This window comes from Geodermatophilus sp. SYSU D00663 (assembly GCF_054050655.1).
Map to the genome: position 1 here is coordinate 36,913 of NZ_JBJGZT010000010.1, position 16,390 is coordinate 53,302.

Sequence of the window (16,390 nt, forward strand, 5' to 3'; positions counted from 1 at the left end):
AGTACCCCCGGGGGGTATACATGGCGGCACCGACGGAGGAGGGGACATGCACAGCGACCACGTCCACCGGATGCCCACCACGGATCGGCACGCGGGCCACGGGAGGAACGCCGTTCCCTGGGCCGCGGCGGTGCAGGCCACGCTGCACTGCCTCACCGGCTGTGCCATCGGCGAGGTCCTCGGGATGGTCATCGGGACCAGCCTGGGCCTGTCCACCTGGGCCACGGTCGCCCTGGCCGTCGCGCTGGCCTTCGTCTTCGGCTACGCCCTGACGATGCGCGGTGTCCTGCGCGCGGGCCTGACGTTCCGCCGGGCGCTGCGGGTGGCGCTGGCGGCCGACACCGTCTCGATCGCGGTGATGGAGCTGGTCGACAACGCCGTCCTGGTCGGCGTCCCGGGTGCGATGGAGGCCGGCGTCGGCTCGGCGTTCTTCTGGCTGTCCCTGGCCGCCGCCCTCGCGGTGGCGTTCGTCGTCACCCTGCCGGTCAACCGCTGGCTGATGGGGCGCGGCCTCGGCCACGCCGTCGTCCACGCCCACCACTGACCGCCTCCGGCGGCCCCGTGCCGCCGCGGTGCGAGGCCGCCGGAGGGCGCGGCCGAGGATGGGGCCCGTGAAGATCTACGTGTCGTCGGACATGGAGGGCACCGCGGGTGTCGTCGACTGGGCGCAGTGCCGCGGCCCGGGTGGGGAGTACGAGCACTACCGGCGGATGCTGCAGGACGAGGTGAACGCGGCGATCGCGGGCGCGATGGACGCCGGCGCCACCGAGTTCCTCGTCAACGACTCGCACTCGACGATGCAGAACCTGCGGCCCGGCGAGCTGCTCGGCAACGCCCGCTACCTCGCCGGCCGGCACAAGCCGATGTACATGATGGAGGGGCTGGACGGCTCCTTCGACGCCGTCTTCCTCGTCAGCTACCACGGCTCGATGTCCGGGCCGGCCTCGGTGCTGTCGCACACCTACAACCCGGCGGCGGTCGCCCGCGTGCGGCTGAACGGGCTCGAGGTGGGGGAGTCGGGCATCAACGCGCTGGTCGCCCTCGGCCACGGCGTGCCGGTCGTGCTGGTCACCGGCGACGAGACGACGGCCGAGGAGGCGCGCGCGGTGTGCCCGGGGATCGAGGCCGCCGTGGTCAAGCGGTCGGTCACCCGGTTCGCGGCCGAGAGCCTGCACCCGGCCGAGGCGTGCGCGCTCATCCGCGAGCGGGCGGCCGCCGCCGTGCGGGGCCTGTCCGCCGCCGGCCTCCCGGCGATCGAGCTGCCGGCGACGCTGGAGGTCACCTTCCGGAACGCGGACCTGGCCGAGCTGGCCTGCCGGGTCGTCGGGGTCGAGCGCACCGGGACCCTCGACGTCCGGATCGCCGACGACGACCCGGTCGCCCTCTACCGGACGTTCGTCACCGTCGTGCTGCTCACCCGCGGGTTCACCGACTGAGCGGCGTCCGGCAGGGCTAGATGCGGGTCAGCCAGACCACCGGCGGTCGGGCGCGCCGCGCGGCGAAGGCGTCCAGTTGCGCCCGGCCCGGGCGGCAGCCGCCCGGGCAGTCGAACTCCACGGCCTGCCCGTCGACCCACCCGACGGCCGCCGGCCGCCGGCAGATCGGGCAGTCCTCCCACGTGACCCGCTCGCTGGCTTCCACGATGTCGCCTCCCGGTCCCGGCGACCTGCCCGGGGAACGGGAGAGGACCTGGGCACGCTGTTCGAACCAGGGCCCCTCTGCGGAACGACCGTAACCGGGCGTGTCCGGCACGAAACGGCCTCTGGACGGACGGCCTGTTCCGGTTCGCCGGGGTGCCGGTCGAGGAGAGCGGGTGACGGGAATCGAACCCGCATGGCCAGCTTGGAAGGCTTAGCGCTTCAAGGGCCATCCTGGCTGCTCAGGGCCAAGTCAGCCGGATGCCGTGCCTTCCGCGTGCCTCAGCGCCACACATGGCGGCCGGAAGCGCGGCTCCTTGCTGTTGTGAACTGCCCCCGTGGGCTGGACACCTCCAGACTTGGCAGCAGCCAGGGAGGAGGCCCGGTTGGGGAGGGTCAACAAGTACTCCGAGGAGTTCCGCCGGCAGCCGGCGATGCTCGTGGTGGACGGCCGCCGGCCGGTCCGTGAGGTCGCTCGTGAGTTCGGCGTCAACCACGAGACGCTGCGCAAACCGGGTCGCCGCGCTCAAGCGGGAAGGGGCCACGCCCGGTGGGTCGGTCAGCCGTGATGCGGTCAGACCTCTCCTCCGAGGTCGACACGAGCCGGCTCAGTAGGCGGCTGTCGTGGCGGCGGTGGGCGGTCACCGCTCGAGTCCTCCATCCCGGTCCGCCCGGTAGGCGCGTGGGCGGCTGTGCTCATGCGCATCGGGCGATTGCCGGGTCACTTCGGTCGCCGGCGGGGGAAATCCCGCACGCAACGGCACGGTCACCGCCGGGGATGCCGCCGCCAGCGGCGCGCTGCGCTCGCCAGGCACCGCGCCGCCCACTGCGTGAACCGCTTCTGGATCGCCTGCACTGCGTCGCGTCGACCCTATACCGGGCGACCTGCACGGGCTGCACGCGGCGGACCGCCTCCAGCTGCCGCCCGAACAGGTGGACGTCAAAGCTCGGATCGCGCTCGGCGGCCGCGGCCAGCAACTCCTCGTCGGTGAACCGGCCGGCGGCTCTGATCGTGTCGACGTCGAGGAAGTCCCACGCCTCGGCCTGACTGAACAACGCCGCCACCTTGTTGCCGACCGCGTCCTCCAGGCTGAGCACCGGGCCGACGGCCAGCGTCACCGGCTCGTCGCGCCGCCAGTCCACGCTCAGGTCGACGTAGAGCTGCATGTCCTGCGGCGCCCGCACGTGCAGTCGCGCGAACTGTTCGGCGCGGGTCAGCTCGTCGACCTGGTAGCCCGCGTCCCATAGATCGGTCGCGACGCGGTCGACCGCGCCGGCGAACTTTTCGAGGTCCTGGCTGGTGGTGAACAGTCGACGTCCTCGGTCGGGAGGGCAATCATCCCGTGCTCCCGGATCGCTCCAGAACCGGCCAACGCGAACCCCGCCAGCCCAATCCCGGCCAGCGCCCGCCGGGTCACGTCCCGCTGAACGTCAGTCTCCGCGCTCAAGCACCCACCGCGGCCCGCAGCTCAGGGAACCGCTCCTTCCACAGCTGGCGTACTCGTGACGGCAGCATCAGCTCCGCCCACACCGCCACTAGACGAGTAAGTCCGAACCCCGGTTAGTGGTCGTAGGCGACCAAGGACCGGGTGAGCGGCTGGCCGGTGGCCCGGTTGTGCCAGATGGCGGCGGTGAGTGCAAGCAGCCGCTGGGCCACCCGGGTCATCACCCCGAGCAGGCTGCGCCCGCCGTGCAGTTCCGGTCCAGCTGGCCTTTGAGGGTGTCGTAGACCGACTCGATCAGCTGCCGGATCGGGGCCAGCAGCGCCTGACCGGGCCGGGGAGCGCGGTTGCGGTAGGACGGGCGCAGCAGTTCCGCGCCGCGGGCGTGGAGATAGGCGTCCAGTTCGGCGAAGACGTAGCCCTTGGCGGCCAGCAGCAGCAGGCCCGGGCCGGCGGCGAGCAGGTCGGCGTCGGCGTCGAGGACACAGAGAAGCACCTGGCGTTCGTCGATCTTCGGGTCGGCCAGCGCCCAGCTGATCGGCAGTCCGGCCGGCGGGCAGATCAGGTGCAGCCGCAGCCCCCAGAACCAGCGGGAATGGCTGGGGCAGTAGCTGTAGCCGGCGATGCCGGCCAGGTCCGAGCGGGTCACCGTCGGTCGGGAGCGGGCGCACTCGATCGGGGTGGAGTCGATCAGCCAGATCCGATCGGCCCACAGGTCGGTGTCCGCGGCCAGGTCCCGGATGACCCGTTTGAGCTGCGGCAAGGCCGCCCGCAGTCGCTTGTTGTAGCCGGACTGGCCGGGCAGATAGGGAAACGCGCCAGGCAGCGCCGCCGGTACCAGGCGCAGCCAGCGGGCCTCGGAGGGCACTCCCAGCAGCGCCTGCGCGGTGGCCAGGGTGAGCAGTTCGGAGTCGGTCAGCCGCGGGCGGCGTCCGCCGCGCACGGAAGGGGTCAGATGGTCGTCGATCCAGACATACAGTGCGGTCAGGAGGGTGTTTAGGTCGGTGCTCACAACCCGAGCTTGAACACCCTCCGCCCGCCTCTACAGCGGCCTTCGACCCCGCCGGCCGATAGGACTAACTCGTCTAGCCGGCCCCGGTGCAGCACCGCGACCTCGTCGGAAACGCTGCCCTCGGCCAGCACCGCCTGATCGGCCATCGCCGTTCCCCCGGCACGTCCAGGTCGATCCGATCACCGCCGGGCGCCCACCAGACACCGCGCGGCAGCTCGACCACCCTACCGCTCGGGCCGCGCAGCTCCTCCAGCGACGCCGGCGCCATGTAGGGCTTCACGTCCCGGAAGAACACCCGCTCATCGCCCGAGCCGCCGCTGCCGTCCACGGCGCCGCCGCCCTCCACAGCTACCACCCGATACCGGGGCCCGATGCCCGGTGCCAGTCTCGATCACCTCCTGCTGGTGAACGCTGGCGGTCGCGGGAGAAGCCGTGCGCCGCCCAGTTCTCGACCTCCTCTGCCCTCGGGTAACGGATGCACTGCCACTGCCCGCTGTCAGCTGGGGAAACTACCCGCATCGGACGTCCCGACTGGTGAGACCGGACCACCGCGGGCGGATCGGGTGGACAGTGCACCAGGTACCGGTCCCCGTGAACGGGGCAGCTTGGTCGCATGATGTTGGGCACCCAGACACGGTGCCGAACCGACCGCCTGAGCGTCTCGTGCTGCAGCTGGAGTCCCGTGGACGTCTGTCCCGCGACCTGAGCACCGATCAGGTCTCACAGGGCCGCCCACCGCATAGTTCCCTCCGGCCCTCGGCAGTGTCGGCCGAAGTCGCCATCGGCGGTGTACTGCTGCCACAGCTTGACGCTTCGCGAGCTGCGGCCTACTGCGGACCGTCGACCATCTGCACGTTGCGGGCGTGCACCCAGACGCGATCCTCGCTGCCCGCCTCGGCGATACAGATCCGATCGCCGTCGATCTCCGCCACCAGGCCGGTGACCTGACCGCCTGCATCCGCCTGGGCCACCGCGGTGTAGTTCTCCTTGATGGGACGACCGTCGCGGTCATGAATGCTCTGCACGACTCGAACCCTAGGGCTGGCGGTGACCATCCACCGTCTCTGTAGGTCGTCGGCCCGTCGTCGCGTTGCCCACTACGAGACCAGTGTCGTGCCGGTGGAGCTCGACCGCTCCCCAACTATCTACTCGCCGCCGCACTCACAGGTACATGACCGGCGACGGTCGCTTGCGGCAACTCCTACAGGCTGCCTTGCTGAGGCCTCCCCATAAGACAAACGCGCTGCGTGTCCAAGTAGACACATGCAACTGTCTGTGCAAACATGCATGGTGTTGCTGGGGACACTAGGCATCCGTACCACCCGACCACTTGGGGTGCGACATCCTCCCGCGAGATCACCTCAAGGAGGTTTGATGGACGAAGAGAGGCGCGAGGACACTGGGCTGCTACCCCTGAGGGTCGCAGTCATCCTCATCCTGGCAACCTGCCTCGGGGCCGCGGCCGGGGTCCTCACCTACCTCGAAGCAAGGTCGTTGCCCGCCGCGCTGCTCGCGGCAGGGGCGGCCTGGGGCGGCGCCTTCACGGTGCTCCTAAAGCTCATCGGCTCCTAACGCGCCGGCGTCAACCACCGCTGATCCAGCCCCACGCCGCACATGCGCCGGGAGCCTGCCCGGTGGAGCCTGTGAAGCTACGGCAGCTGCTCCCGGCTCAGACCCTTCACTGCACGACGCCACTTCACCAGTCGCGTCGTCACCGTGGATCGACGCTCCGGAGATCCCTGCCGCTCCGGGCTGAGGTCGGGGTCGTCGAGCACCCAGGCGTTGGTGCGGTGACGCTCGCTGCTGTAGCGACCGATGACGTAGCCCCCGGGACTGACCGCCACGTAGCGGATCTGGTTGCCGAAGCCGTTGCCCAGCCACCGGCTGCTTCGCCAGAGCGTCACGCCGTTGGGATAGGGCCTTTGCGGCACGTAGGCGGCGGTTGTTCCATCCGCCGGCCAGGGCTCTAGCTCTGCGGCTTGACTAGTCACATGACTAGTGTCCCGTGAGTCGGCATACTAGTCAAGAGACTAGGGGCGGTTAGGCTCCCGCCATGGGGGATCGACTTGATCTGGTCGGCGCTCAGGAGATCGAGGGCCTGCTGGGGGTGAGTCGCCAGCGCGTTCAGCAGCTGGTCAACCAGCACGACTTCCCGCCGCCGGTGGCGAGACTGGCGATGGGCAAGGTGTGGACCAGGGAGGACGTCCTCGCTTGGGCCTGCCATCAAGGCCGATCGCTACCGAAGGCAGCCGGCGCGGCCCCGACATCGGGCTGACCGCTTCCGGTTCACCTGCCACGGCGAGGCCGCGCGGAGAGCGGGGGCCTCGCCGTGGCGAATCGTTGTTACTCGACCGGGTCGGGCAAGGTGTACTGGGGCTCGCCACGGAAGTCGGCCACCCGCTTGGCGACCTCGTCCCGCACGGTCTGAGTGGAGCTCTCGCCCCCGACGAGGTAGGCGATCACCTCGGCGGTCACGTCGTAGTTCTCGGCACGGGCGATGATCCGACCGCCGGGCGCGATGAGGATGTCCCGCCACAGCGGGGCCTCTGCGCGCCAGTCGAGCCGGCCGAGCCGGCGGATGGCGTCCTCGCGCGGGACGCCGCGGTCGACGGCCTTGATCAGGGCCTTAAACAGCACGATGTGCGTGGCCGGCTTGAGCAGGAGCTCCCACTCGGGATGGTCCTTGCGGATCTGCGCGACCTGGTTGGGGTGGTTGAGAATCTCCCGGAAGGCGTCGACGCCCTCCAGGACGGCGGTCCACCAGTCGTGGACGTGCTCGTAGGCCTTGTCCAGGAGGTCCGCGTCGGGCCGGTGGATCTGCTCCTTCTCATTGAACTCGATCTTGTGGTGCTTGAGGACGTCGATCACCGTCTCGTGGACGGCGGAGATGGTCGTCCACTGGGCGCTGCGCGGGCTGATGGTCGTCGACCGCCAGTTGACCAGCAGCTCCTCCTTGCCGTCCTTGGAGGTGTACTTGCCGCCGAGCGGCTGCTCGGCGGCGAGCAGCCGCCGGGCGATGATGGCGTTGCCGTCGTCCTCGCTGGTGATGATGTTGTCGCTGCGCCCCGTCGGCTTCGCGTTCTTGTTGATCTTGTTAAAGATCCGGCGAGTGGTCTCGCTGTTGACGAAGGGGATGAAGACGACGACGAGCTCGTCGTTGGGAACCTCACCGACGCAGGGCCCGCTGACGGTGTTGCCCTTGTCGTCCTTGCCCTGCACCACGCTGCGCAGCGCCGCCCACCGGTGCTGACCGTCGAGGACGATGAGCCGGCCGCCCTCGATGGTGAGGGTGCCCATCTGCTCGAGCGTCTTGCGGTAGGCGGCCGGGACGTTGTTGCTCAGGTACTTGCCGGCGCCCTCGTACTCGAAGAGCTCGGGCTTGTCGACGAGCACGAGCAGGGACCCGAAGAACCGGTCGGGCGACTTCGCCAGGTAGGGGATGATGTCGTCCCGCACCCGCTTGTCGTTGAGCTCGCGCTGCAGCCGCTCCTCGATGTCGAGGGTGGCCCAGCTCTCCTCCTCGCTGGCGGGCCGGGAGATGGCGGTGAGCTCGCTGGCGCGCATCTTGGTCTCGTAGAACTGGATGGTGCCCATCTGCCCGCGCAGGGCGGGAACGGTGATGGCCATGGCGATTCCTCCTGGTGAGTGGGTCATGCAGGGAGATGTAGTGCGCTGACCGGTCGGGTCAGTGGACGAAGCGGACTCCGTTGCACAGGGGCTGGAAGCCGCGGATCAGGTCGCGTTCGAGAGCGACGGCCGTGGTCTCGTCGCAGCAGATCCAACTGAACTGCGTCTGCCCGATGGGGTGGCGCAAAGCGACGACGAGGTTGGCGTTGTGCGTGGCCCAGTAGTGCTGGCGATAGCGGGTGTTGAGGTTGCGCGTGCGGCCGATGTAGAGGAAGCCGCGCAGGTCATGCACGAGGTAGACACCGCTGGTGGCGGGGACGAGCAACGCCCAGCCCTCGACGTAGGCCACCGTGCCGTCCAGGTGCAGCGCCGGGGGCTCGTGGACGACGGTGCGTCTCCAGTCGCTCCATCCGGCGTCGGCGAGGTCGGCCCCGGTCGCCGTGGGGCTCTTGGGCATGCTGTCTCCTCCTTGGGCAGGGCCTCGGGAGGAGCAGATGCATCAGCTGTTTGCTAAGTAGCTGCAGGTGTCCTCACCGACTAGTGAGGATGTTTGCGCAGACATGAGATGGTGTCAACGCCAACGCGCGGCGTGTCTGCTGCTAGTCGCCCGATTGGGTGAGGTGTGAGAGCAAGCCGCGCGAGGGAGGTCACGTCGCCGATGTGTGGATCACCGACCAAGTAGGCGACACCGCGGACGATATGCGCGCATGTGCAGCATGTGCGGCATCGGCGTCGGCTGGCCGACCGTCACGGGTCAGCGCGCTGAGCAGACGGGCCCACCACAGGTCCCGGGCGGGACCGGCGAACACCTTCCAGACGATCTCGACGCCGTCACCGGCCGGCGGCTCGGGCGCGCTGCCCCCGGCGCCCAGGCGGCGGCAGGCCGCCGTCCGGATCGAAGGTCAGCAGCGCCCCCGGGTCCGCCGGCGGCTCGTTCGGATCGGGTGGAGGCGGCATCCATTCGGTGCGGTCACGGATCCGGCCATGCGCCGGTTCGGCGCGTCTTGGACGTGCCTCGGTACCTGGTTCGGTGGTGCTGCGTCGAGGGGTACCTCGGAGGAGATTGGGGCACCGTCGGGAGTGCGCTTGGCGTAGCAGAAGACACTCAGCGTGTCGTCGTAGAGCACCGTGGAGCCGTCCGGGGTCCCGTAGCGCTCGTCGCCGAACGTCGCGAGTTGAACCGGGTCACCCCGTTCCTGACATTTACCGCCTACGAGATCATTTACCTGACACGAAACGAGGTGTCCGCCTCGCAGGGGTCACTTCACCCGCCTCATCTAGGAGGCCAGCTCTTCGCCTTCCTACCTGCCCTTCCCGGGGCTTTACCCCTCCGCCGCGCCTTCGGCGTCGCCTTTCGCTGCTATCGGCGGCGCAACTGAGGGCAGTACAGTGCCGCCAATGTCATGAGTGACTCGGCGATGTCAACCGCGTCGATATCATCGGCGTAATCGATTTGGTAGCCAGCGGTCTTCAATAGTGTGCGTGCCCACGCCTCGGCGGCGTGGTAGTCGGGGTGCATCTGGCCGGTGGCTGGGCACTCGCTGGGGCAGACGTTGTGATGTCCAATCCGGTGCCAGAGCGCGGTCCACCACGGCGATGACCAATTGATCTCCGACGGCGGGATGCTGAACGGCGAAGGTGCGGGCATGGTGTCCTCCAAGGCCGACAAGGATGCGGACGTGCGGAGCTGCGTCTGCATGCGCATTCTTACTGAGCCGTCCAGAGCGCATCCGCTGGGCGGCTTGCCCGCCAAGGGGCCGTTTCGGTGGCTGGCCACCAGTTCCCTCGATTGGGGGGTGGGCGGTGGCGACGTTGGTGGTAGGCCGCTAGGCCTGACCAGTCGATCAAAGTCTCGTACGCGCACAGCCGACGCGGCAGAGCCTGGCTTCGACCCAGGGAGGCCCTCGAGGCGCCCGACGACAGCGCCATCGTCACCGGGCTTCCGCTTGGGCTGCCCCGATAGAAGACGTTCGACGTGTTCAAGGGCCCACGCAGCTACCAGTCTAGGCGGCCGACACGTGATGCGAGCCCAACCGTTCCCCGAGCGTCGCAGGCCGGTCGAGTAGAACGGCGGCGCGACGGAAAGGAAGAAGCCGTGAGCCGACAGTCTCCCGACAGCTCCAGTCCACAGCAGCACGTGACAGGGCCGGAGGGTCAGTCACCTCCGCCCGAGGTCATGCAGGGCAAGCACTACGTAGCGGGACCACAGGGTCGGCCTCCTACGGAGGAGGAGGCCTTTGAAATGGGTCGTGATCTGTTTGACGCAATCAACGGCGATCGACCGTCGTCTCGGGATGATGCCGGTTCTGAGGGACAGCAGTGGCCTGTGCGCGGCGAGAGCAGCGACTCACGGACCCGCCATCCAGAGGGCCGCTGCCCGGGCTGCGGTGGCCCAGGCGATCCGGCGCCGCGGTACGCAGCGGCATTCTGTCCGGCTTGCGTTCGGCGTGCTTACTGCTCGCACGACCGAAAGGTCGGCTTGGGGAATGCGTCCCTTTCCGGCGGCCTGCTCGCCTACCACGCCGACGATGAAAGTCTGTGCCCGCTGGCCACCGACGGGGCGGTGACTATTGGTGGGGTACCGGGTCGCGCCGAGGAGAAGAGGTTCGGGGGCGTGACTGTCTGGCCCGTTGATCGCTGATGGAGTGATGTGCCCCGTTCGGCTCATGTTCGTGGCCATATCGTTGGGCCGGGGCGTTCGGAGCCAGTGGTGCAAATCGATCTGCATTGTCAGCTTGAGAGGTGTGACCCTCGAGCAGTATCAGATGTTCAGTACCAAGTCAGGGCGGGGTCATGTCTTTCAACACCCCCACTCGCGCTTGCGGCGGCGCTGGAGGGGGAAGTTCCCTCATGTCGGCGCGCTCGGAGGACTCGTAATGGCAAGCCCGACCTCTACCAAGGTCACTGGACGTCCAGTGACCTCTACCAAGGTCACTGGACGTCGCTGACGGACGTCACCAGGCGCCGCGCCCTGGGGATGTCATGTGAGGAACTTGAGGCCGGATCCTGGAGGTCCAGCACCGACATCTCCTAGGCCCGCCCTCTGGCGCCGAATCGGGGCCGCGGCTGACGTTGACAACCGACTCGAACACCGGCGCGGCGACGGGCCTGGCGACAACGCCCGACTCAGTGAACCGATGGGCGGCCCTAAGCTTGATCAGGATGCCCCGCACCGCGGTGATGGGGCGCACCACCAGTTGCCGTCACGCGGTTAGGCGACACGGCCGGCCACGCGAACGGATGCGCTGCCGGATCCAGTTCCCTCAACGCCCGGCCCATCCGCTCAAGAGCGCGCCCGAGGGTGCAGCACCGGCCCCCGCGCCGAGACTCCGCTCTTCGCCCAGCCTGCCCGGCCATACTCGCGCAGTGCTTCACGGGGGTGAGGAGGGCGCTACTCAGCGCGCCCTCATAGAGCGACGAGTCGGCGAGCGGATGGTCCACCGGACTGCGGAGCAGGTACAGACGACCTGTTCGTTCGCGCGGGCCGAGCGTCTGCTGGGGCGCGAGTATCACGGCCGCTTCCTCATCGAGCTGCTGCAGAACGCCGCCGACGCCTGGCGGAACGCGGACACCACCGGCGACCGGTCCGGGGTCCGGATCGTCGTCGACTCCCACGGTCCCGCCTTGGTGGTCGCCAACCGGGGGGAGCCCTTCCCGGCGACGGTCGTGCTCGACTCCCTGGGCCACATCGGGCGGTCCACCAAGGCGCAGGGTGAGGCCATCGGGCACAAGGGCATCGGCTTCAAGTCCGTGCTCGAGGTGTCGTCGACCCCGGAGCTGTACTCGTGGCCCCTCGAAACGTCTCTTCCGCGGTCGAGGGAGGCTCAGGATTCACGTCCCGGGCCGTCACCCTCGTCGTGGCGCTGGGGGCGCGGTGACGTGCCGAGATGCTGGGGCGCAGACCGAGTTCTACGCGGTGCTCCACCACGGTGCCGATACCGAGGGGCTGCACGGCCAGGCGCGGCTGCTGCGGACGCGGCTGGCGCCGCTGCGCGGGCGCTCGCTGGCGAAACCCGACCGGCCGCGGCAGCGCATGGACAGATTGACGGCGCCATGGAGCAGGTTGAGGCCAGCGATGCCGAGCACGCCAGCGCGCTGTGGCGCGACCACATCCGCTCGGCTGCATGCCCAGCGCTGGGGGAGCCGGCCGCCGACCGAAGTCCCGGAGCAGCTGAATTAGGCGGGCGACGGTGGTCTCGACGACGTCGTCGCCCGGATCGGGATCGCGACTAGTAGTGCTTCGTTAGCTCTTGTCCGCCTTGGTCGGTGGCGCTGCGATGAGTGGATGACTCCGGAGGAGTTGGCCGCGGTCCGTGGGCGGCTGGAGGAGTTCGCCGCGGAGGTGTTCGCGCCGCTGGTGCGCTCGGATCAGCGGGGCAAGGGCGTGACGTACCTGCGCGGGCTGCTGCTGGACGGGCGGCGCAAGTCGATGCAGCCGATGGCCGAGCGCCTCGGGGTGGATCACCAGGGGCTGCAGCAGTTCGTCTCCTCCTCCACCTGGCCGGTGGCCGAGGTCCGTAAGCGGCTGGCCCGCCGCGCGGTCGAGGTGATCGGCCCGGATGCGTCGGTGGTCGACGACACCGGCTTTCCCAAGTTCGGCACCGCCTCGCCGGGAGTGGCCCAGCAGTACTCCGGGACCCTGGGCAAGGTCGCCAACTGCTAGATCGGCGTCTCGGTGCACGCGGTCACCGACGCCGCCTCCTGCCCGCTTTCCTGGCGACTGTTCCTGCCGGCCGGCTGGGGCGACGCGGAGGTGGCCGATGAGCAGGCCGCGGCGGCAATCCGGGTGCGGCGGGCCCGGGCCGGCATTCCCGAGGGCGTGCGGCACCGACCGAAGTGGCGGCTGGCGCTGGACATGCTCACCGAGCTGGCCGATTGGGGCCGGGTCCCGCCGGTGGTGGTCGCCGACGCCGGCTACGGCACCAACGCCGCCTTCCGGGCCGGCATCGCCGCACTCGGCAGCCGCTACGTCTTTACTGCCCGCACCGATAGCGTCGTGGTCGGTTACTCGGTGGCCTCCCGGTCGGCCAGAGCCGAGCGGCCGGTCGGGTTCGGCGGCGGCACGCTGGCCCGTGACCTGACGCTGGTCCGGCTGCGGCAGAGCTGGGAGGACACGTCACAGTCCGCAGCCGCGGCGGCCGCGGAGTGGAGCGCCGCCCGACGGCACCGCCGCCCGGCGGCGCCGGAGCGGGAGACCGCCGAGCTCACCCCGGAGGCGTGGGAGCGGTACACCGCCGAGCTCACCCCGGAGGCGTGGGAGCGGTACACCGCCGAGGTCGGGTCGCTGCGGGACTGGCTGCGGTCGGTGCCGGTCGAGGACGGGGCGACCTGGGCGCGGGTCGCCGGTGAGACGGCCGGCGCCTTCGCGGCCTGGTCCCGGGCGGTGGAGGGGGACCGGCCGGGGCCGCTGGCGGCGACCGCGGACGCCCTCGCCCGCTCGGCGCAGCTGCGGGCGCACGAGGTCCGGGAGCCGCGGCGGGGGCCGTCCGCGCGCGGGGCCGCGCTGCTGCTGGCCTCGGTTGGCCATGGCGGCCGGGGGCCCGTAGCCCAGGCGGTGCCGGTCCGTCAGCTGCTGAACACCGCGAAGGCGATGCACGACGCCCATCTGGCGGCCGGGCAGGCGCAGCGCGCCGCGGAGCTCGCCGCGGCGGTCCGCGGCGCGCTGCAGACCGTGGTGGCGGCCCTCCCCGTCGCCCTGGTGCGCGCGTCCTCCGACGACCGCGCCGCCCGGTACGGACCAGCCCCCGCGGGGCGGCCGGTGGGCAGCGTGCTGCCCACCGATCTGCAGCGCGCACGGAGGAGCACCGCGGCGCGGTCGACGGGGCAGGAGAGAGGAGCGCAGCGGTGAGCTACGCGGAGGGCGACGCCATCGACGAGGCGCTCAGCTCGGTGGCGCGGGTCGTGGTCACCGCGGCCGGCCAGTGGGCCGAGCACCTCGCGCGGCGGCGCGAACAGGAGCTGCGCCGCGCCGAGGCGCAGTCGCTGGCCGAGGCCCGGACGCTGCAGGCCCGGCTCGGCGCCGAGCGGCGGGCCGACGTCGCGCTGCTGCAGGGGACCGGGCGACCCGAGTGGTGGACGCAGGCCTCCCCTGGAGGACATCGCGGGGGCCTGGCAGGCGGCCACCGCGTGGCGGGCGGACGACGACCGAGCGGAGGCGGCCGCCCGGCGGATGGCCGAGGAGGTGCGGGCTCGGTACGGGGTGGACCCGGAGGACGTGGCCGATGCCGGGCAGTTGGCCCAGCGGCAGCGCCGGCCGGCCGAGGAAGGGACGGCGGCGGCCGTCGTGACCGCCGACGTCGTCCGGGAGCGCGCCTAGGACGGCGCCGGGGCCTGGGACTCCTTGGCGCGCCGGCACGCCCTCGAGCAGCAGCTGTCCGGGGCGGTGCACGACTCGGAGGTCGTCCACGCGCGGCTGCTCGCCGATCGGGCGCAGGCCACCCTGGTGACGGAGGCGACCCGGCAGCCGCGGAGCGCGCCGAAGGCGCGCAAGACGCGGGCCCGTGGTCAGCAAACGCGCGACCTCGGTCGCTCTTACGAGAGCTGCGGACAGAAGACGTCTCGCAGGTAGCCGTTCATCTCCCGGGCGTCCGTGGGGGGCGCTCCATCGGCGACGTCCTGAGCGGTCTGTGCGGACCAGGTCGTCTGCCCGTCTGCGACCTTGTCGCAGACGGGCACGATGATCGCCGCGAAACTCTGCGCCTGTTCGAAGGGCAGGGGAGTGCCGGGCGCAAGGCCATATCCGGTCTCGTCGGCCTTGGTGCCCAGCTGGCGGACCATTAGGTCAGTGACGCCGCGGCTGGCCAGAAGGTCCGCGATCGACCCAGAATCGTCCGCGTCCGTCGGGGTTGGCGGTGGCGCGGAGGGCAATTCTCCGTCGGGACCGGAGTCGGTCCCGCTTGGTCGCTCCTCGGCCGCGGAGTTCGCCTCGTGACTCGAATCGCCACAGGAGGAAAAGCCCCACACGATCGACGTGAGTGCCACGCCAGCCGCCGCGATGCGCAGTATCCATCGCCCGGGGTCGGTCCTGTGGATGGGCAGCTTGCCCGTCCCAGCACAGCGTCTTGTTCCGTGCGGCAGAACGATGCCGCTGCCGCGTTCGAGTGGTACGGACTCAAGGCATCCCGCGCACTTGCCTGTTCGTCGGCTCGGCTTGGTCGGCAACGGCTCGGTGTGCACGGTGTCGACTGGCTCAGACATCGGTCCCTCGTGATCGGTACGGCCAGCGCGAAAGCTACACGCCTCACCCGAATGGCGATGGGGTCGAAACAGGCCGGCCGGGGGCCCTCGGACGACGAGCGCCCCCCAAGCCGACTCGCAAGCCAGCGCCAAGCCCCTCAGCCGCTTCTCCCGGCCCAGGCGCAGCTGCCTGAGACCTCTCGCGGAGTCGGGCGACCGCCGCCTGCTAGCGCGACCGTCGGAGACTCCCGCGCTGACCTGGACATACGGGGGCCTCCGCCTGACCTAGTTGTACTGCCCAGCGAGGTTGTTCAGGCGCGTGATGGGTGGGTGACATCCGATCGCGGTGTGGGGCCGGTGATGGTTGTACTCGTGCAGCCGGGCCGGCAGTGCCTTGCGGCGGGCTGACTCGGTGCGGAACATGCGGGCGAAGGCCCAGCATGCCGACCTACGAAGCTCGCGCCTGGACACGAGCATCCACGCCGCGGACGAGGATGGCGACGTGTCGCGCATCGTCACGGGAACCGATGTCTGGCCCGCCATCACGGCAGTGCTGAAGACACGCAAGCGCAAACTGGTCGCCGTCGCCTTCCTCGGCTCCGACGCCCCGGACCTGCTGGCCACCCTCGGTCGGGATGACCTACTGGTCTGCGATGCCAGCCTGCGCGCCCTGAAGTCCGGGGCCACCAGCCCCGACGCGCTTCAGGTGTTCCTGGAGCGAGGAGTGCGTGTGCGGTCGCATCCTCGGCTCCACGCGAAGATCTACGTCGGCGGCGACGCGGCATTCGTCGGCTCGGCCAATGCGTCCGCCTCGGCGGTGCGTCAGGCGGAGGCCGGCATCATCGCCACCGAGGCCGCACAGGTGCGGGAGCTTCGAGCGTTCGTCCGCGGCCTGACCGCCGACTCCGACAGCACGCTCGTGGACGAGGACTACGTGGTCTGGGCGAAGACGAAGTTCCGGCCCCCACGGCCGGACGGAGCCGCGGGGCGTGCGGCCAGGGCCACCGACCGTCTCTTCCTGTACTCCTACGGCGACCCCGAGCCGCCTTCGGTCACCAGGGCCGCGGAGCGGCAGCGGCGTGCGCGCGGGGAGGACTTGGAGCAGGCCGCCGGGACAGTCGGGTATTCGTGGGGGCCGGAGGGGGCGTGGCGGCCAGGCGCCCGGTGCGTCTGGGTCGCCCGCGGGGACGAGGGCGACGAAGACAGGTGGGTGGCCGAACCGCCCGCATTGTGCTTCGACGCGGCGCCCGTCGGCGGCAGCTCCAAGCAGTGGGTGTTCTGGTGGCGCACCCCCGCCGCTTCGGGGAGGTCCTGGGCCGAGCTGCGCCGCGAGGTCCTAGTCCGCACCGGTCGACGCCTGGAGATGGGGTCCTCCACGGCCGTCGCGGATGTCGTCAACGCCGTCTTCCAGATCTTCGAAGTGGACAAGGGCACCGCCGGGATGCTGGACGAAGCCTGAGAGCCTTGTGTCAACCCGCGGCGGCCAGTAGCTGTTG

14 protein-coding genes and 3 pseudogenes are annotated in these 16,390 nt (G+C 70.3%); 7 read left to right on the forward strand and 10 right to left on the reverse strand.

Annotation, left to right across the window (positions count from 1 at the left end; all coding sequences use genetic code 11):
• The first annotated feature begins 46 nt into the window (after positions 1-46).
• Together ACI79Z_RS09730 and ACI79Z_RS09735 are read left to right on the forward strand one after the other, a co-directional pair.
• Complete coding sequence (locus ACI79Z_RS09730) at positions 47-544, forward strand: DUF4396 domain-containing protein (protein WP_387985464.1); 498 nt, start codon at positions 47-49, stop codon at positions 542-544.
• 67 nt (positions 545-611) lie between these two features.
• Positions 612-1,436, forward strand: a complete 825-nt coding sequence (locus tag ACI79Z_RS09735; protein ID WP_456902488.1) for a M55 family metallopeptidase — start codon at positions 612-614, stop codon at positions 1,434-1,436.
• Positions 1,437-1,452: 16 nt separating this feature from the next.
• Here the strand turns inward: ACI79Z_RS09735 and ACI79Z_RS09740 are convergent, their stop codons facing one another.
• On the reverse strand, positions 1,453-1,641 hold the full coding sequence (locus ACI79Z_RS09740; RefSeq protein ID WP_387985460.1) for a hypothetical protein: 189 nt from the start codon (positions 1,639-1,641) through the stop codon (positions 1,453-1,455).
• Between the two features lie 334 nt (positions 1,642-1,975).
• Between ACI79Z_RS09740 and ACI79Z_RS09745 the strand changes: the two genes are divergently transcribed.
• Positions 1,976-2,206: a transposase gene (locus ACI79Z_RS09745; RefSeq protein ID WP_456902489.1), complete on the forward strand. Its 231-nt coding sequence runs from the start codon at positions 1,976-1,978 to the stop codon at positions 2,204-2,206.
• Positions 2,207-2,333: 127 nt separating this feature from the next.
• Here the strand turns inward: ACI79Z_RS09745 and ACI79Z_RS09750 are convergent, their stop codons facing one another.
• From ACI79Z_RS09750 to ACI79Z_RS09760, 3 genes and pseudogenes are all read right to left on the reverse strand, one after another.
• Complete coding sequence (locus tag ACI79Z_RS09750) at positions 2,334-2,804, reverse strand: hypothetical protein (protein ID WP_456902490.1); 471 nt, start codon at positions 2,802-2,804, stop codon at positions 2,334-2,336.
• Positions 2,805-3,198: 394 nt separating this feature from the next.
• A pseudogene (locus ACI79Z_RS09755) lies at positions 3,199-4,091 on the reverse strand (IS982 family transposase).
• 827 nt (positions 4,092-4,918) lie between these two features.
• Positions 4,919-5,116: a hypothetical protein gene (locus ACI79Z_RS09760; RefSeq protein ID WP_456902491.1), complete on the reverse strand. Its 198-nt coding sequence runs from the start codon at positions 5,114-5,116 to the stop codon at positions 4,919-4,921.
• Positions 5,117-5,465: 349 nt separating this feature from the next.
• On the opposite strand from ACI79Z_RS09760, the gene ACI79Z_RS09765 reads away from it, so the two are divergent.
• Positions 5,466-5,663, forward strand: a complete 198-nt coding sequence (locus tag ACI79Z_RS09765; RefSeq protein ID WP_456902492.1) for a hypothetical protein — start codon at positions 5,466-5,468, stop codon at positions 5,661-5,663.
• A 77-nt stretch (positions 5,664-5,740) separates the two neighbouring features.
• Here ACI79Z_RS09765 and ACI79Z_RS09770 read toward each other — a convergent pair whose 3' ends face one another.
• The 4 genes from ACI79Z_RS09770 to ACI79Z_RS09785 form a co-directional block, all read right to left on the reverse strand.
• Positions 5,741-5,995 (reverse strand): hypothetical protein, encoded by a 255-nt coding sequence (locus ACI79Z_RS09770; RefSeq protein WP_456902493.1) that lies wholly within the window; start codon positions 5,993-5,995, stop codon positions 5,741-5,743.
• A 439-nt stretch (positions 5,996-6,434) separates the two neighbouring features.
• Complete coding sequence (locus ACI79Z_RS09775) at positions 6,435-7,718, reverse strand: DNA sulfur modification protein DndB (RefSeq protein WP_456902494.1); 1,284 nt, start codon at positions 7,716-7,718, stop codon at positions 6,435-6,437.
• 58 nt (positions 7,719-7,776) lie between these two features.
• On the reverse strand, positions 7,777-8,175 hold the full coding sequence (locus ACI79Z_RS09780) for a GIY-YIG nuclease family protein (RefSeq protein ID WP_456902495.1): 399 nt from the start codon (positions 8,173-8,175) through the stop codon (positions 7,777-7,779).
• A gap of 903 nt (positions 8,176-9,078) precedes the next feature.
• Entirely contained in the window at positions 9,079-9,417 is a 339-nt protein-coding gene (locus tag ACI79Z_RS09785; protein ID WP_456902496.1) for a hypothetical protein, read from the reverse strand.
• 1,733 nt (positions 9,418-11,150) lie between these two features.
• Between ACI79Z_RS09785 and ACI79Z_RS09790 the strand changes: the two genes are divergently transcribed.
• Both ACI79Z_RS09790 and ACI79Z_RS09795 read left to right on the forward strand, forming a co-directional pair.
• A complete protein-coding gene (locus tag ACI79Z_RS09790; RefSeq protein ID WP_456902567.1) occupies positions 11,151-11,951 on the forward strand; it encodes a sacsin N-terminal ATP-binding-like domain-containing protein in 801 nt (266 codons plus the stop codon).
• Positions 11,952-12,003: 52 nt separating this feature from the next.
• Positions 12,004-13,566 (forward strand): annotated as a pseudogene (locus ACI79Z_RS09795) (IS701 family transposase).
• 683 nt (positions 13,567-14,249) lie between these two features.
• Here ACI79Z_RS09795 and ACI79Z_RS09800 read toward each other — a convergent pair.
• Both ACI79Z_RS09800 and ACI79Z_RS09805 read right to left on the reverse strand, forming a co-directional pair.
• Positions 14,250-14,495, reverse strand: coding sequence for a hypothetical protein (locus tag ACI79Z_RS09800; protein ID WP_456902497.1), 246 nt, complete (start codon positions 14,493-14,495; stop codon positions 14,250-14,252).
• A 684-nt stretch (positions 14,496-15,179) separates the two neighbouring features.
• A pseudogene (locus ACI79Z_RS09805) lies at positions 15,180-15,305 on the reverse strand (IS481 family transposase); the annotation flags it as partial.
• A 91-nt stretch (positions 15,306-15,396) separates the two neighbouring features.
• Between ACI79Z_RS09805 and ACI79Z_RS09810 the strand changes: the two are divergent.
• Positions 15,397-16,353, forward strand: a complete 957-nt coding sequence (locus ACI79Z_RS09810; RefSeq protein WP_456902498.1) for a phospholipase D family protein — start codon at positions 15,397-15,399, stop codon at positions 16,351-16,353.
• Positions 16,354-16,390 lie beyond the last annotated feature (37 nt).

What these genes read in the sequence shown, in the direction of transcription:
- ACI79Z_RS09730 (WP_387985464.1), top strand. Translation starts at nt 47, where the DNA reads ATGCACAGCGACCACGTCCACCGGATGCCCACCACGGATCGGCACGCG.
- ACI79Z_RS09750 (WP_456902490.1), bottom strand. Translation starts at nt 2,804, where the DNA reads ATGCAGCTCTACGTCGACCTGAGCGTGGACTGGCGGCGCGACGAGCCG.
- ACI79Z_RS09765 (WP_456902492.1), top strand. Translation starts at nt 5,466, where the DNA reads ATGGACGAAGAGAGGCGCGAGGACACTGGGCTGCTACCCCTGAGGGTC.
- ACI79Z_RS09775 (WP_456902494.1), bottom strand. Translation starts at nt 7,718, where the DNA reads ATGGCCATCACCGTTCCCGCCCTGCGCGGGCAGATGGGCACCATCCAG.
- ACI79Z_RS09780 (WP_456902495.1), bottom strand. Translation starts at nt 8,175, where the DNA reads ATGCCCAAGAGCCCCACGGCGACCGGGGCCGACCTCGCCGACGCCGGA.
- ACI79Z_RS09785 (WP_456902496.1), bottom strand. Translation starts at nt 9,417, where the DNA reads ATGCAGACGCAGCTCCGCACGTCCGCATCCTTGTCGGCCTTGGAGGAC.
- ACI79Z_RS09790 (WP_456902567.1), top strand. Translation starts at nt 11,151, where the DNA reads ATGGTCCACCGGACTGCGGAGCAGGTACAGACGACCTGTTCGTTCGCG.
- ACI79Z_RS09800 (WP_456902497.1), bottom strand. Translation starts at nt 14,495, where the DNA reads ATGGTCCGCCAGCTGGGCACCAAGGCCGACGAGACCGGATATGGCCTT.